We start from the raw sequence: 13,961 nt of genomic DNA, 5'->3' as shown, positions 1-13,961 counted from the left end.
CTCCAGCGACTGGAGGTTCAAGACCCCCGCGGCCGGAGGATCGGTCCGGGCCTGAGGAGAGGCGGAGCATGCAGGAGGTGCGGCGGGCGGCGCCACGCTGGTCCATCGGCGATCTGGCGCGGCGGACCGGGGTGAAGGCGACCACCATCCGCTGGTACGAGCAGGAGGGCCTCCTGCCGGCGCCGGCGCGCAGCGAGGGCGGGCATCGCGTCTATGGCGACGATCATCTGCGCCGCCTGGGCTTCATCCGCCACGCGCGGGAGCTGGGCTTCGGCATGCCGGCCGTCCGCGGCCTGCTGGGCCTGGCGGGGCGGCCGCGCGACGCCTGCAGGGAGGCGCATGCCCTGGCCCTGGCGCAGATCGAGGAGATCGACTCGCGGCTGCGACGCCTCGCCGCGTTGCGGGCGGAACTGACGCAGATGGCGGCCTCCTGCGCCGGCGGCCCAGCCGCCGACTGCCGCATCCTCGAGACGCTGGCCGACTTCGAGCATGGGCATTGCGCCGACCCGGCGCATGGGAGGGAGGCCGCCGACCCGGCGCATGGGAGGGGGGAGAGGCCGGCCTAGCGCGGCGGCGGTCGCCTCTCCCGCCGCGATGCCATCCGTGGCGGGTAGGAGGGGAATATCGTTGCGGCACGGCGCGAGGACTGGCTAGGCTTCAGCCATGCTGTCCCGCTTCCTCCTCCTCGCGCAACGACAGGGCCGCTCTCCGGCGGCCCTGGCGCGCGCTTGGAATGCCGGAGGAGCGCCGGCGGGGGCCTGAGCCTCCGCCTTCCATCCCGGCCTCCCGCGCCGTTCAGCCCCGCCACGCACCGGCGGGGTTTCCCCATGCGCCGCCCAGCGCCCCCGCCGGCCCCTGACCTTCCAGGAGCCCGCCATGACCCTCCACCATCCTGAACTCGGCGAGGCCGCGATCGACCGGATCGGCCGCGGCCTGCTGGACCGCAGCCTGCCCCGGGCGGAGTGGACCCACGCGGCGCACTTCGCCGCCGCCCTCTGGATCCTCGAGCGTTGCCCGGCGCGCGACATGCCGGAGCTGATCCGGGCCTACAACCTGGCCTGCGGCGTGGCGAACGGTGACAGTGGTGGATACCACGAGACCATCACCCAGGCCTCGCTGCGCGCCGCCCTGGCCTTCCGCGCCGCCCGGCCGGGCCTGCCGCTCGCCGCCCTGCTGCGCGCGCTGCTGGCCTCGGAACTCGGCGACAGGGACTGGCCGCTGGCCTACTGGACGCGGGAGCGGCTGTTCTCGGTCGCCGCGCGGCGCGGCTGGGTGGCGCCGGACCGGCGGCCGCTGCCCTTCTGAGGCGGCGGCCTCACCGCCCCAGCAGCACCAGCACCACCCCGGCCACCACCGTCATCGCGCCGATCACCTCGGCGCGCTTCAGCGTCTCCTTCAGATAGAAGCGGCTGAACAGCAGGGTGAAGAGGATCTCGGTCTGGCCCAGGGCGCGCACCATGGCCACGGGAGCGAGGGCGAAGCCGGCGAACCAGCAGGCCGAGCCGCAGGCCGAGAGCGCGCCGACCGGCAGGCTGTCGCGCCAGGTGCGGAAGACGGCGCGGAACTGCTCCGGCTCCTTCAGCGCCAGCCAGCCGCCCTGCATGACGGTCTGCAGGATGTTGGCCACCACCAGCGTGACCAGCGCGCGCAGGATCGGGTCGGGATGCGCCAGCTCCTGATTGGCGGCCTTGATCAGCACGGCGGTGAGGGCGAAGCCGGTGCCGGCGCCCAGCCCGTAGAGCGCCGCCGGCTGCAGCGTCGCCTGCAGCAGCCCGCGCGGCGACATCTCCCGACCCGCGAGGGAGAGATAGAGCACGCCCCCCACGCCGATGGCGATGCCGAGCCAGGACAGGGCGGAGAGGTGCTCGCCGAGCAGCACCAGGGCCAGGATCGCGCCCTGCACCGCCTCGGTCTTGGCATAGGCGGTGCCGACGGCGAAGCCGCGCGCGCCGAAGGAGAGGATCAGCAGGTTGGTGCCGAGGATCTGCGTCAGCCCGCCCAGCGCCACGAAGGCCAGGAAGGTCAGGGTCGGCGCCGGCAGGGCACCGAGCGCGCCGGTCGCCGCCGCATAGGCCAGCAGCAGGAGCAGCCCGACCGGCACGCCGTAGAGGTAGCGGACCACGCCCGCGCCGTTCACGGAAAGCTGGCCGCGCAGCTTCTGCTGGAGCGCGGTGCGCCAGGTCTGCAGCAGGGCGGCGGAGAGGGTGACGGCGATCCAGAGCGGCATGCGGCGTTCCAGGAAGGGGCCGGCGCGGGACCGGCCGAGAGCGGGATCAGCGGGGGAAGGTGCCCTCGAAGGTCTCGATGACCAGCTGGCGGAACCAGCGTTCGGCCGGGTCGCGGTCCTGCGAATCGCTCCAGGCGATGGAATTGGCGATGATGTCGGGCGCCACGGGCGGCACTTCCGTGGCCAGGCCGGCGCGCGCCGCCAGCCGCTGGCCGACGAAGTCCGGCACCGTGGTCACCAGGTCGGTGCCGGGCAGGGCGGCGGAGAGGAGGCCGAAGGAGCTGATGCTCAGCACCACGCGCCGGCTGCGGCCCTGCTGGCGCAGCACCGCGTCGACGAAGCCGCTCATGTCGCCGCGTGGCGTGACCAGCACGTGCGGGCGGGCGCAGTAGGCGTCGATCCCGGCGACGGAGGGGGTGGCGGGATCGCGCAGGATGAGCCAGCCGGAATGGCGCAGCACGCGGATGCGCGCATTGGCCGGCAACTCGTCGCCCAGATAGCCCAGGGCCAGGTCGATCTCGCCATGCGCGAGCCAGCCGGGCAGGGTGCGGAAGTCGCCGATGCGGATCGCCAGCCCGCAGAGAGGCGCCTCCTGCCGCAGCCGGGCCATCAGCGGCGGCAGGATGGCGAAGCCCACGGCGTCGGAGCAGCCGATGCGGAAGCTGCGGGCATCGCGCGAGGGCTCGAAGGGCGTGGCCGCGGCGATGCCGGCCGTCAGGGCGGCGAGCCGCGGCGCGATCACGGCGTGAAGGTCCTGGGCGCGGCTGGTCAGGCGCAGCTCCTGCCCCTCCCGCACCAGCAGCGGGTCCTGGAAGATCTCGCGCAGCCGCTTCAGCCCGCCCGAGGCGGCCGGCTGCGAGAGGAAGAGCCGCTCCCCGGCGCGGGTGACATGCCGCTCCTCCACCAGCGCCACGAAAAGACGCAGCAGGTTCAGGTCCGGCAGGCGGTCGGCGGGGTTCATCGGGCGTCTCCGGGGCCGGCGCGGCCCGTCCTGTCGTGATGTTCGTCCCGGGGCAGGGGCTAGAGCAGACACGCGGGCTTGACCAGAGCTTCGCCGGGCCAGGGGGAAGAGGGGCTTTCCAGGGGCGCCCGCCAAAGCGATACCGGCGGCTTGCGCATGACCAGGGAGACGCCAGCATGACCCGCCCGTTTTTCCGTCCCGGCCTCCTGCTGCTGTGCGGCCTGCTGGCCGCCGGCCCCGCCCTGGCGCAGGGGGGCGCCACGGTGCCGCCGCCCGGCTCCGGCTCCAGCCCCGGCCCTAACCCTGGCGCGGAGAGCGCCGGCGCGGCGGAGACGGTGCTGATCCTCTCCGAGACCGCCGAGCTCGGCCGCGCGCCGGACGAGGTGCGGGCGACGCTGCGGGCCGAGGCGCGCAGCGCCAGCGCCGCCGCCGTGCAGGCGCAGGTCAACACGCTGATGGAGAAGGCGCTGGCGCAGTCGCGGACGGTGGCCGGCGTGCGCGCCACCACCGGCGGCTACTGGACCAGCCGCAACGAGGAGAACCGCAACTGGACCGCCTCCCAGGCCCTGAACCTGCGCGGCGGCGATGCCCCCGCCCTGCTGGAACTGGCCGGGGCGCTGCAGGGGCAGGGCCTGGCGATGTCCCAGCTGGGCTGGCAACTCTCCCGCGCGCAGCAGACCGCGGCGCGGCAGGAGGCCGGCCGGAGGGCGATCGAGGCGCTGCGCCAGCGGGCCGAGGCGGTGGCGGCGCAGCTCGGCCTGCGCGTCGCCGGCATCCGCAACCTGCGGCTCGACGCGCCGGATTCGCCGGTGCCGCGCCCGATGGCCATGGCCATGGCGGCGCGCGGCCAGGGCGCGCCGGCCCCGGTGACGGCGCCGGAAGATGTGATCGTCTCCTCCACCGCGGTCGCCGAATTCATCCTGCGCCCCTGAAGCCGGTGCCGGACGGCGCCGGACTGACAGGACCGTTTCCCAATGCCATGATGGCCGGGAATGTCACCCATCCTGACGGGACTCGCGCTGCAGATCGTGGCCATCGCCTTCTTCGTGGCGCTGGACACGACCATCAAGTTGATGACCGCGCATTTCGCCGTGCCGCAGCTCATTTTCGCGCGTTTCGCCTTTCATCTCGTCTTCGTGGCCCTGGCCATGCGGCTGTTCGGCGGGCCGCTGCCCTGGCGCTCGCGGGCACCGGGGCTGCAGGCGCTGCGGAGCCTCTGCCTGGCCTCGGCCAACTTCCTCTTCTCGCTGGCCCTGGCGCGGGTGTCGCTGGCCGATGCCACGGCGGTGAACTTCGCCTCGCCCCTGCTGACCGTGGCGCTGGCCGCGCTGTGGCTGGGGGAGACGGTCGGCCGGCGGCGCTGGCTCGGTGTCGGCATCGGCCTGCTGGGCGTGGCGGTGGCGCTGCGGCCGCCCTTCCTGACCGGCGGGCCGCTGCCGCACTGGGCGATCCTGCTGCCCCTCGGCACGGCGGCGCTCTACGCCGTCTACCAGATCCTGACCCGCAAGCTGGCCAGCATCGACGATCCGCGCACCACCATCCTGCATACCGGCATCGCCGCCGCGCTGGCCAGCGCCCTGGCGCAGCCCTTCGTCTGGCACTGGCCGGCGGGGGGCTGGGGCTGGCTCGGCCTCGCGGCCCTGGGCGTCTTCGGCGCCGCCGGGCATGCCCTGCTGGTGCTCGCCTTCGCCCGCGCCCCGGCCAGCCTGCTGGCCCCGATGACCTATACCCAGCTGATCTGGGCCGTGCTGGCCTCGATGCTGGTCTTCGGCGACCATCCCGACCGCTTCACCCTGCTGGGCGCCGCCGTGATCACGCTGGGCGGGCTATTGGTGGCGCTGCCGCAAAGCCGGCGCTAGGATCCGCCGCCCGCGAGTGGATCCCACGAGTGGACATGGGGGGCGGCGCAACCGCCCGGCGTGACCTGGCGTTGCTGGTCCGAGGAAACTCTTGCGCTTGCGCCGGCAGTCATGAGGGGCTAGCGGAGGTCGGGCGCGAGGACAGGGAATGGCCACGACACTTGAATCACCGCGAAACCCAGCGGTTCACGCCTCGAATGACGCCGTTCTGCGGGATCATCCCCGGGCGGCGCTGGACGCCAACTCCGTCAGGGAGGCCTATCGCCGCTGGGCGGGGGTCTATGACGCGGTGTTCGGCGGTGTCTCCTCCTATGGCCGCCGCAGGGCCGTCGCCGCCGTCAACCGCCTTCCCGGCACGCGCGTGCTGGAGGTGGGTGTCGGCACCGGCCTCGCCCTGCCGCGCTACAAGCCCGAGAAGCGCGTGGTGGGCATCGACCTCTCGCGCGACATGCTGCTGAAGGCCCGCGAGCGCGTCGCGCAGGAGGGCCTCTCGCATGTCGAGGGGCTGCTCGAGATGGATGCCGAGTCGATGGCCTTCGAGAACGGGGCCTTCGATATCGCCGTGGCCATGTTCACCGCCAGCGTCGTGCCGGACGCGAAGCGCCTCTTCGCGGAGATGCAGCGCGTGGTGCGGCCGGGCGGCCACCTGCTCTTCGTCAACCATTTCGCCGCCGAGGGCGGGCCCCGCTGGTGGGTCGAGCGCACCATGGCGCCGCTCTCCCGCGTGCTTGGCTGGCACCCCGACTTCGCCTTCAGTGACCTGTTCGACCGCGACGCGGTCCAGGTCGAGGCGATTCAGCCCTGCCCGCCGGCGGGCCTGTTCACCCTGGTGCATCTGCGCAACGCCGAGCCGGCCACGGCGACGCTGACCGATCCCGCCAAGCTCGCCGCGGCCTGAGCGGCGGCGCCCGCCCCGCTCCCGGGGCGCGGCCGGGCGGCAGGTCCGGGCTTCCCTCTTTTCCAGATAGCGGATTCAAGGCGCGGCACGGGGCCGCGACGGCGGCGCTGGCCGGCTCATCGCCCCGCCCTCCCTTGTGCATGGTGGGGAGGCGCGACTATGGTCCGGCGGTATGCCTGCCCTGCGGTTGTGGGGTAAGGGGAGGGTGGACCGTGCGGTGCGGTCCGGCTTCGATTCGGCGCGCTGCGCGCCGGCGTCCGACGAGAGCGGGCGCATAGGGATGAGAGCGGACGGGATAGGGAATGCGGCGGTCGATCGTTTCGCGCTTCGCGGGCTTCGCCGCCACCTTCGGGGTGGCGGCTGTCTCCTTGCTGCAGGGGGCGCCTGCCCTGGCCCAGGCACCGGCTGCCACCGCGCCCGGGGCGACTGTGGCGCCGGATACGATGATCGGGGCCCCGGTGCCCTGGGGCATCGACCTGCAGCGCGCCGGTGGGCCGCTGAAGGACGCCATCCACGACTTCAACGTGCTGGTGCTCTGGATCATCGTCGCCATCACGATCTTCGTGGGCGCGCTGCTGGCCTACGTGGTCTGGCGCTTCCGCGCCTCGGCCAACCCGGTGCCCTCCCGCACCAGCCACCATACCCTGCTGGAGGTGGCCTGGACGGTCGTGCCGGTGCTGATCCTGATCGTCATCGCCATTCCGTCCTTCCGGCTGATCTACTACCAGGACCGGACGCGGGACGCCGAGCTGACCATCAGCGTGACCGGCCGGCAGTGGTACTGGCACTACGCCTACCCGGACCACGACAACTTCGCCTATGACAGCTATCCGGTGCAGACGGCCGACCTGAAGCCGGGCCAGCGGCGCCTGCTGGAGGTGGACGAGCCGCTGGTCGTGCCGGTGGGCAAGAACATCCGCATCCTCACCAGCGGCCAGGACGTGATCCACAGCTTCTTCGTGCCGAGCCTCGGCGTGCAGAAGTACACGATCCCCGGCCGCACCATGGAAACCTGGATGCGGGCCGACAAGGTCGGCACCTTCTATGGCCAGTGCAACCAGATCTGCGGCGAGAACCACTGGTTCATGCCGATCGTGGTGAAGGCGGTGCCGCAGGCGGAGTTCGATGCCTGGGTCGCCGGCGCCAAGCAGCGCTTCGCGGCCGATGCGGGCGCGCCGGCGGATGGCCAGGCCCTGGTTGCGGAGCTGCGCCGCTAAGGCGGCGTTCACGAGACGGTTCGAGAGCGGGACGGACAAGAGATGGCGACCGCGTCACACACGCACGACACCCATGGCCACGGGGATCACGGCCACCACGACCACACGCCCGGCTTCGTGGCGCGCTGGTTCTTCAGCACCAACCACAAGGACATCGGGATCCTCTACCTGATCTTCGCGGTGGCTGCGGCCTTTGTCGGCATCGGCCTGTCGCTGCTGATGCGGATCGAGCTGCAATCCCCGGGCATGCAGATCTTCGCCAGCGGCCAGGCCTGGAACGTCGCCGTCACCGCGCATGGCGTGGTGATGGTGTTCTATGTCGTCATGCCCGCGCTGATCGGAGGCTTCGGCAACTACTTCCTGCCGATCATGATCGGCGCGCCGGACATGGCCTTCCCGCGGCTGAACAACATCTCCTTCTGGCTGCTGGTCCCGGCCCTGCTGCTGACGGTGGGCAGCCTCTTCGTCGGCGGCGCCGGCACGGGCTGGACGCTCTATCCGCCGCTGTCCAACAGCACCTACCAGGCCGGCATGGGCCCGGACATGGCGCTGTTCGGCCTGCACCTGGCGGGCGCCAGCTCGATCCTGGGCGCGGCGAACTTCATCACCACCGTGTTCAACATGCGCGCCCCGGGCATGACGCTGCACAAGATGCCGCTCTTCGTCTGGTCGATGCTGGTCACCGCCTTCCTGCTGCTGCTCTCGGTGCCGGTGCTGGGCGGCGCCATCACCATGCTGATCACGGACCGCAACTTCGGTACGGCCTTCTTCGACCCCGCCGGCGGCGGCGACCCGGTGCTGTTCCAGCACCTGTTCTGGTTCTTCGGCCATCCCGAAGTCTACATCATGATCCTGCCGGCCTTCGGCATCATCTCCCACGTGCTCTCCACCTTCAGCCGCAAGCCGATCTTCGGCTATCTCGGCATGGCCTATGCCATGGTGGCGATCGGCGTGGTCGGCTTCGTGGTCTGGGCGCACCACATGTTCACCTCCGGCATCTCGGTGGACACGCGAGCCTATTTCATGGCCGCGACCATGGTCATCGCCGTGCCCACGGGCATCAAGATCTTCTCCTGGATCGCCACCATGTGGGGCGGTTCCATCTCCTTCAAGACGCCGATGCTCTTCGCCATCGGCTTCATCTTCCTGTTCACCATGGGTGGCGTGACCGGCGTGAAGCTGGCCAATGCCGGCGTGGACACGATCCTGCACAACACCTACTACGTGATCGCGCACTTCCACTACGTGCTGTCGCTCGGCGCCGTCTTCGGCATCTATGCCGGCTTCTACTACTGGATCGGCAAGATGAGCGGGAAGCAGTACCCGGAGAAGTGGGGCCAGATCCATTTCTGGCTGACCTTCATCGGCGTGAACCTGACCTTCTTCCCGATGCACTTCCTGGGCGCCCAGGGCATGCCGCGCCGCTACCCGGATTATCCGGACGCCTTCGCCGGCTGGAACCTGATCGCCAGCCTCGGCTCCTATATCTCGGTGGCGTCCTTCCTGGTCTTCATCTATGTCTGCTGGCGCACCTTCACCAGCAAGGAAGTGGCCGCCGCCAATCCCTGGGGCGAGGGCGCCACGACGCTGGAATGGCAGGTCTCCTCCCCGCCGCCCTTCCACACCTTCGATGAACTGCCCCGCATCCGCTGAGGTTCGATACGGCTGATGAGTGAGACTGCGATCGATTCCGAGATCCGTATGGGGGGGGCTTCGGCCCCCCTCGGCGCATCCGCCGAGCTTGACCTGAGCGAGGTCGGCGACTGGCTGGCGCTGCTCAAGCCGCGCGTCATGTCGCTGGTGGTCTTCACCGGGCTGGTCGGCATCATCGTGGCGCCGGGCGGACTCCATCCCGTGCTGGCCGCCACCGCCATCCTCTGCATCGCCGTCGCGGCCGGCGCCGCCGGCGCCATCAACATGTGGTTCGACCGCGACATCGACGCCGTGATGCGGCGCACGGCGCGCCGGCCGATCCCCGCCGGCCGCATCCGGCCCGAGGCGGCGCTGACCTTCGGCATCGTCCTGGCGCTCGCCTCGGTGCTGCTGATGGGGCTGGCGGTGAACCTCACCGCCGGCGCCGTGCTGGCCGGCTCGATCGGCTTCTACGTCTTCGTCTACACCATGTGGCTGAAGCGGCGGACGCCGCAGAACATCGTCATCGGTGGCGCCGCGGGCGCCTTCCCGCCGGTGATCGGCTGGGCCGCCGTGACCGGCCAGGTCTCGCTCGAGGCGCTGGTGATGTTCGCCATCATCTTCGTCTGGACCCCGCCGCATTTCTGGGCCCTCTCGCTCTATGCCAGCGGCGACTACCAGCGCGCCGGCGTGCCGATGCTGCCGGTGGTGGCCGGGGCACGGGAGACGCGGCGGCAGATATGGCTCTACTCCCTGGTGCTGGCGCCCCTCGGCCTGCTGCCCACGCTGCTCGGCATGGCCGGCCTGGCCTATGGCGCCGCCGCGCTGGTGCTGGGCGCCTTCTTCCTGGAGGCGATGTGGCGGGTGCGGCGCGACGCGCAGGACGAGGCCGGCCGCAGCCTGACCAACGACGCCCCGGCGCGCGCCGCCTTCCGCTTCTCCATCATCTACCTGTTCATGCTCTTCGCCGCCCTGGCGGCGGACAAGCTGGTCTTCGGCCCGTGAGCGCTCCCCCGAAGGCCTCGCGGGGCGGCCCGGCCGGCATGACGGAAGAGGAGAAGCAGGCTTTCATCCGCCGCCGGCGCGGGCGCAACTGGGCGATTCTGGCCGTGTTGCTGGGGCTGGTGGCGTTGTTCTACTTCATCGCCATGGCCCGCATGTCGATCACCGAATGAGGGAAGGGCGCGCATGACCCCCGATCTCGCCCGCCGCAACCGCCGGGTCGCGCTTGGCGCCGCCGCCATCGTCGGCGGCATGCTGGGCCTCTCCTTCGCCGCCGTGCCGCTCTACACCCTGTTCTGCGCCGTCACCGGCTATGGCGGCACGCCGGTCATCAACAGCGCGGCGGCGCCGGGGGCCGCGGACGGGCGGAGCATCACCGTCCGCTTCAACGCCACCACCCATCCGGGCCTGCCGTGGCAGTTCCAGCCCGGCCAGACCGCGATGCGCGTGCGGGCGGGCGAGGAGGGCATCGCCTTCTACACCGCCCGCAGCCAGGCCGCGGGCCCGAGCACCGGCATCTCGACCTACAACGTCACCCCCGAGGTGGCGGGGCCGTACTTCCATAAAGTCCATTGCTTCTGCTTCGACGAGCAGACCCTGCAGGGCGGACAGCAGGTGGAGATGCCGATCTCCTTCTGGGTCGATCCGAAGATCGCCGAGGACCCCAACACGCGGGACATCGGCACGATCACCCTGAGCTACACCTTCTTCCGCACCCTGGCCGATGCGGAGCGCGCCGGCGCCCTGGCCAAGGCGGGGCCCCATGCCGGGAAATGGAGCGAGGCGGACCCCGCGCGCCCCACGCTGACCCGGTGACGCACTTGATCCGCAAGCCGTTTTGAGGATTGATGCGACGAGTTTGACCGGGCGCCGCCAGCCCCTCCCGGCGGGCGGCGTTCCGCGAATCCCCTGAGTCGAGTCCCAGGAAGCACCATGGCCAGCAGCAACACGACCCTGGACGCGGAAGTCCCGCCTCCCAACAAGCATCCCTACCACCTGGTCGATCCCAGCCCCTGGCCGCTGGTCTCCTCCTTCTCCGCCGGGCTGCTGCTCTTCGGCATCATCCTCTGGGCGCAGCATGGCGTGCGCTGGGCCTTCTTCCTGGGGCTGCTCGGCACCCTGACCTCGATGTTCTTCTGGTTCCGCGACGTGGTGCGGGAGGCCCGCACGCCGGGCATCCACACGCCCGTCGTGCGGCTCGGCATGCGCTACGGCATGATGCTGTTCATCGCCTCCGAGGTGATGTTCTTCGTCGCCTTCTTCTGGGCCTGGTTCCACTTCGCGCTCTATCCGGAGCATGTCTCCGGGGCCGCCAAGGCGATCTGGCCGCCCGAGGGCATCCACACCTTCGATCCCTTCGGCCTGCCGCTGCTGAACACGCTGATCCTGCTGCTCTCCGGCTGCACCGTCACCTGGGCGCACCACGCCCTGCTGGAGAACGACCGCAAGGGCCTGTTACAGGGCCTGGGCCTGACCGTGCTGCTGGGCATCTCCTTCAGCTTCTTCCAGGCGGTGGAATATGCCGAGGCGCCCTTCGCCTTCCATGGCGGCGGCATCTATCCCTCGGTCTTCTTCCTGGCCACCGGCTTCCATGGCTTCCATGTCATTGTCGGCACCATTTTCCTGGCGGTCTGCTGGTTCCGCGCCTGGAAGGGCCATTTCTCGCCGCAGCGCCATTTCGGCTTCGAGGCGGCCGCCTGGTACTGGCACTTCGTGGACGTGGTCTGGCTGTTCCTCTTCGTCTGCATCTATGTGGCGGGCGCCGGCGTCATCGCCCAGCACTGATCCGCCATCGGCCCGCCGCCGCGCTCCGGAGCCTCCGGGCGGGGCGGCCGGGTGGGGCCCTTCCGGCCGGGCGCGCCAGTCGCGGCCCGGCCTTTTTCATGGATGCCATGGCCTGTTCTTCGCATGATCCCGCCCGGCCTCGCCCGGGGGCCTCGCCCGGGGCCCTGTCCGGGCGCGCCCGATGAGCGGCGGGCGCTGGCGCCGCCTTGTGGTGCCCATCCTTGTCACCCTGCCGGTCCTGGCCCTGCTGATCGGCCTCGGCACCTGGCAGGTGCAGCGGATGCACTGGAAGACCGAACTGCTGGCCCGCTTCGCCGCCGCCCAGGCCGGCCCGGCGCGGCCGCTGACCGCCGACCCCGAGCCCTGGGCCCGGTTCCATGTCACCGGCCGCTTCCTGCATGAGCGCGAGGCCTTGCTGGGACTGGAGGTGCGGGACGCCGTGCTGGGTGCGCAGTTGCTGACCCCCCTGCTGCGCGCCGAGGGACCTCCGGTGCTGGTCAATCGCGGCTGGGTGCCGCTCGAGCGCGACCGGCCGGTCGACCGCCCCGGGGGCGAGGTGCGGATCGAGGGCTATCTGCGCCCCAGCGAGCCGCGCGGCGCGCTGAGCGCCACCGACGATCCGGCGGCGCGGCGCTTCTACACGCTCGACCTCTCGGTCATCGGTCCCGCCCTGGGCCTGCCGGAGATGCCGCCTTTCGCCCTGGTCGCCCTCGCACCGTCGGGCCCGCCCTCGCGCGCCCTGCCGCAGCCGGCGCGGCACCTCCCGCAGCCGCCGAACAACCATCTCGGCTATGTCGTCACCTGGTACGGGCTGGCGCTGGCCCTGGTGGGCGTGTTCATCGCCTGGGCCCGCGCCCGCCTGAAGGAACCCGTCGCATGAGCCATGCCACCACCGCCTACGCCCGGCTGAAGGACCGCTTCGCCCGCATCGCCCTGATCGGCGAGGCGCAGGCCATGCTGCACTGGGACGCGGCCGCGGTGATGCCGCCCGGGGGCGCCGCCGCGCGGGGCGAGCAGCTCGCCACCCTGGCCGGGCTGGCGCACGAGCTGCTGACGGCGCCGGCCCTGGCCGATGATCTGGCCCAGGCAGAGGCGGAGGGCGAGTGGGACGCCGCCAACCTGGCCCTGATGCGCCAGGCCCAGTCCCGCGCCACCGCCCTGCCGACCGCCTTGGTGGAGGCCAGCAGCTGCGCCAATGCCGCCTGCGAGACGGTCTGGCGCGAGGCCCGGGCCGCCTCGGATTTCGCCCGCGTCCGGCCCTTCCTGGAGGAGGTGGTGCGGCTGCAGCGGGAGACGGCGGCGGCGCTGGCCGCCGTCACCGGCCTCGCGCCCTATGACGCGCTGATGGAGGGCTACCAGCGCGGCATCACGGCGGCCGATGTGGAGCCGGTCTTTGCCGCCTATGAGGGCTTCCTCGCCGAGGCCCTGCCGCGCGCCGAGGAGCGGCAGGCGCGCCGGCCCGCCGCCCTGCGGCCCGAGGGCCCGTTCCCCGCGGCGGCGCAGGAGGCCCTCTGCCGCGAGATGGCCGGGCGCGCCGGGCTCGACTTCGCGCATGCCCGGCTCGACCGCAGCCTGCATCCCTTCTGCGGCGGCACGCCCACCGATGTCCGCATCACCACCCGCTATGACGAGGCGAATCTCGCTAGCGCCCTGCTTGGCGTGCTGCACGAGACCGGCCATGCGCTCTACGAGCGCGGCCTGCCGCCGGCCTGGGCGCGGCAGCCCGTGGGCGAGGCGGCGGGGATGGCGGCGCATGAATCGCAGAGCCTGATCATCGAGATGCAGGCCTGCCGCTCGGACGCCTTCCTCCGCTTCATCGGCCCCCGGCTGCAGGCGGCCTTCGGCGGCCCGGCGGCGCCCTATGCCGCGGAGAACCTGTCCGGCCTCTGGCGCCGGGTGGAGCGCGGCTTCATCCGCGTCGATGCCGACGAGCTGACCTATCCCGCCCATGTCATCCTGCGCTTCCGGCTGGAGCGGGCGCTGATCGGCGGCGATCTCGCCGTGGCCGATCTGCCCGGCGCCTGGAACGACGGCTTCGCCACCCTGCTCGGCCTGACCCCGCCGGACGACGCGCGTGGCTGCCTGCAGGACATCCACTGGCATGACGGGGCCTTCGGCTACTTCCCTTCCTACACGCTGGGCGCCATGGCGGCGGCCCAGCTGATGCGCGCCGCGCGCGCTGGCCTGCCCGATCTGGATGCCGCCCTGGCGGAGGGCGACCTGTCGCCGCTGACCGGCTGGCTGCGGGAGAGGGTGCATGCCCAGGGGTCCCGGCTCGGCTTCCAGGACCTGCTGCGGGCGGCGACGGGCAAGCCGCTGGACCCTTCGGACTTCACGGCGCATCTGACCGAGCGGTATCTTTGAGGAAGGCTGGCCTGCG

Annotated in this window: 15 protein-coding genes; 13 read left to right on the top strand and 2 right to left on the bottom strand. The window is 71.7% G+C overall.

Annotated features, from left to right (window positions below; genetic code table 11):
* The first annotated feature begins 68 nt into the window (after nt 1-68).
* The gene (locus ACF3NH_RS03445) at nt 69-566 is read left to right on the top strand and encodes a MerR family transcriptional regulator (protein WP_422921873.1); all 498 of its coding nucleotides are present in this window, start codon (nt 69-71) and stop codon (nt 564-566) included.
* A gap of 310 nt (nt 567-876) precedes the next feature.
* Nucleotides 877-1,305 carry a hypothetical protein gene (locus tag ACF3NH_RS03440; protein WP_422921872.1) on the top strand — a complete coding sequence of 143 codons (429 nt, stop codon included), beginning with the start codon at nt 877-879 and terminating at the stop codon, nt 1,303-1,305.
* Between the two features lie 10 nt (nt 1,306-1,315).
* On the opposite strand, the gene ACF3NH_RS03435 is transcribed toward ACF3NH_RS03440, so the two are convergent.
* Both ACF3NH_RS03435 and ACF3NH_RS03430 read right to left on the bottom strand, forming a co-directional pair.
* Complete coding sequence (locus tag ACF3NH_RS03435; protein ID WP_422921871.1) at nt 1,316-2,227, bottom strand: EamA family transporter; 912 nt, start codon at nt 2,225-2,227, stop codon at nt 1,316-1,318.
* A 46-nt stretch (nt 2,228-2,273) separates the two neighbouring features.
* Nucleotides 2,274-3,188, bottom strand: a complete 915-nt coding sequence (locus tag ACF3NH_RS03430) for a LysR family transcriptional regulator (protein WP_422921870.1) — start codon at nt 3,186-3,188, stop codon at nt 2,274-2,276.
* A gap of 176 nt (nt 3,189-3,364) precedes the next feature.
* On the opposite strand from ACF3NH_RS03430, the gene ACF3NH_RS03425 reads away from it, so the two are divergent.
* From ACF3NH_RS03425 to ACF3NH_RS03375, 11 genes are all read left to right on the top strand, one after another.
* Nucleotides 3,365-4,120, top strand: coding sequence for an SIMPL domain-containing protein (locus ACF3NH_RS03425; protein WP_422921869.1), 756 nt, complete (start codon nt 3,365-3,367; stop codon nt 4,118-4,120).
* A gap of 60 nt (nt 4,121-4,180) precedes the next feature.
* Nucleotides 4,181-5,047, top strand: coding sequence for a DMT family transporter (locus ACF3NH_RS03420; protein WP_198365750.1), 867 nt, complete (start codon nt 4,181-4,183; stop codon nt 5,045-5,047).
* 148 nt (nt 5,048-5,195) lie between these two features.
* Nucleotides 5,196-5,945, top strand: coding sequence for a class I SAM-dependent methyltransferase (locus ACF3NH_RS03415; RefSeq protein WP_198365751.1), 750 nt, complete (start codon nt 5,196-5,198; stop codon nt 5,943-5,945).
* Between the two features lie 302 nt (nt 5,946-6,247).
* Nucleotides 6,248-7,162, top strand: a complete 915-nt coding sequence (coxB, locus tag ACF3NH_RS03410) for a cytochrome c oxidase subunit II (protein WP_198365752.1) — start codon at nt 6,248-6,250, stop codon at nt 7,160-7,162.
* 42 nt (nt 7,163-7,204) lie between these two features.
* On the top strand, nt 7,205-8,815 hold the full coding sequence (gene ctaD / locus ACF3NH_RS03405) for a cytochrome c oxidase subunit I (protein ID WP_198365753.1): 1,611 nt from the start codon (nt 7,205-7,207) through the stop codon (nt 8,813-8,815).
* Between the two features lie 48 nt (nt 8,816-8,863).
* On the top strand, nt 8,864-9,799 hold the full coding sequence (locus tag ACF3NH_RS03400) for a heme o synthase (protein ID WP_232477052.1): 936 nt from the start codon (nt 8,864-8,866) through the stop codon (nt 9,797-9,799).
* Nucleotides 9,796-9,969 (top strand): hypothetical protein, encoded by a 174-nt coding sequence (locus tag ACF3NH_RS03395; RefSeq protein WP_198366206.1) that lies wholly within the window; start codon nt 9,796-9,798, stop codon nt 9,967-9,969. Before ACF3NH_RS03400 ends, ACF3NH_RS03395 begins: the two co-directional genes overlap by 4 nt.
* A gap of 13 nt (nt 9,970-9,982) precedes the next feature.
* Nucleotides 9,983-10,612, top strand: a complete 630-nt coding sequence (locus ACF3NH_RS03390; protein WP_198365755.1) for a cytochrome c oxidase assembly protein — start codon at nt 9,983-9,985, stop codon at nt 10,610-10,612.
* 117 nt (nt 10,613-10,729) lie between these two features.
* Nucleotides 10,730-11,581 carry a cytochrome c oxidase subunit 3 gene (locus ACF3NH_RS03385; RefSeq protein WP_198365756.1) on the top strand — a complete coding sequence of 284 codons (852 nt, stop codon included), beginning with the start codon at nt 10,730-10,732 and terminating at the stop codon, nt 11,579-11,581.
* Nucleotides 11,582-11,762: 181 nt separating this feature from the next.
* Nucleotides 11,763-12,461, top strand: coding sequence for an SURF1 family protein (locus ACF3NH_RS03380; protein WP_198365757.1), 699 nt, complete (start codon nt 11,763-11,765; stop codon nt 12,459-12,461).
* Nucleotides 12,458-13,945 carry a carboxypeptidase M32 gene (locus tag ACF3NH_RS03375; RefSeq protein WP_422921868.1) on the top strand — a complete coding sequence of 496 codons (1,488 nt, stop codon included), beginning with the start codon at nt 12,458-12,460 and terminating at the stop codon, nt 13,943-13,945. The genes ACF3NH_RS03380 and ACF3NH_RS03375 overlap by 4 nt, the downstream gene beginning before the upstream one ends.
* The last annotated feature ends 16 nt before the right edge of the window (nt 13,946-13,961 follow it).

Origin of the sequence: Pseudoroseomonas sp. WGS1072, assembly GCF_049340465.1 — a bacterium.
Taxonomy (GTDB): domain Bacteria; phylum Pseudomonadota; class Alphaproteobacteria; order Acetobacterales; family Acetobacteraceae; genus Pseudoroseomonas.
This window is presented reverse-complemented; position numbering and strand designations above follow the sequence as displayed.

Excerpts from the sequence above, each read along its gene's own strand:
- ACF3NH_RS03445 (WP_422921873.1), top strand. The coding sequence starts at position 69 with ATGCAGGAGGTGCGGCGGGCGGCGCCACGCTGGTCCATCGGCGATCTG.
- ACF3NH_RS03440 (WP_422921872.1), top strand. The coding sequence starts at position 877 with ATGACCCTCCACCATCCTGAACTCGGCGAGGCCGCGATCGACCGGATC.
- ACF3NH_RS03435 (WP_422921871.1), bottom strand. The coding sequence starts at position 2,227 with ATGCCGCTCTGGATCGCCGTCACCCTCTCCGCCGCCCTGCTGCAGACC.
- ACF3NH_RS03430 (WP_422921870.1), bottom strand. The coding sequence starts at position 3,188 with ATGAACCCCGCCGACCGCCTGCCGGACCTGAACCTGCTGCGTCTTTTC.
- ACF3NH_RS03425 (WP_422921869.1), top strand. The coding sequence starts at position 3,365 with ATGACCCGCCCGTTTTTCCGTCCCGGCCTCCTGCTGCTGTGCGGCCTG.
- ACF3NH_RS03420 (WP_198365750.1), top strand. The coding sequence starts at position 4,181 with ATGTCACCCATCCTGACGGGACTCGCGCTGCAGATCGTGGCCATCGCC.
- ACF3NH_RS03415 (WP_198365751.1), top strand. The coding sequence starts at position 5,196 with ATGGCCACGACACTTGAATCACCGCGAAACCCAGCGGTTCACGCCTCG.
- coxB (WP_198365752.1), top strand. The coding sequence starts at position 6,248 with ATGCGGCGGTCGATCGTTTCGCGCTTCGCGGGCTTCGCCGCCACCTTC.
- ctaD (WP_198365753.1), top strand. The coding sequence starts at position 7,205 with ATGGCGACCGCGTCACACACGCACGACACCCATGGCCACGGGGATCAC.
- ACF3NH_RS03400 (WP_232477052.1), top strand. The coding sequence starts at position 8,864 with ATGGGGGGGGCTTCGGCCCCCCTCGGCGCATCCGCCGAGCTTGACCTG.
- ACF3NH_RS03390 (WP_198365755.1), top strand. The coding sequence starts at position 9,983 with ATGACCCCCGATCTCGCCCGCCGCAACCGCCGGGTCGCGCTTGGCGCC.
- ACF3NH_RS03385 (WP_198365756.1), top strand. The coding sequence starts at position 10,730 with ATGGCCAGCAGCAACACGACCCTGGACGCGGAAGTCCCGCCTCCCAAC.
- ACF3NH_RS03380 (WP_198365757.1), top strand. The coding sequence starts at position 11,763 with ATGAGCGGCGGGCGCTGGCGCCGCCTTGTGGTGCCCATCCTTGTCACC.
- ACF3NH_RS03375 (WP_422921868.1), top strand. The coding sequence starts at position 12,458 with ATGAGCCATGCCACCACCGCCTACGCCCGGCTGAAGGACCGCTTCGCC.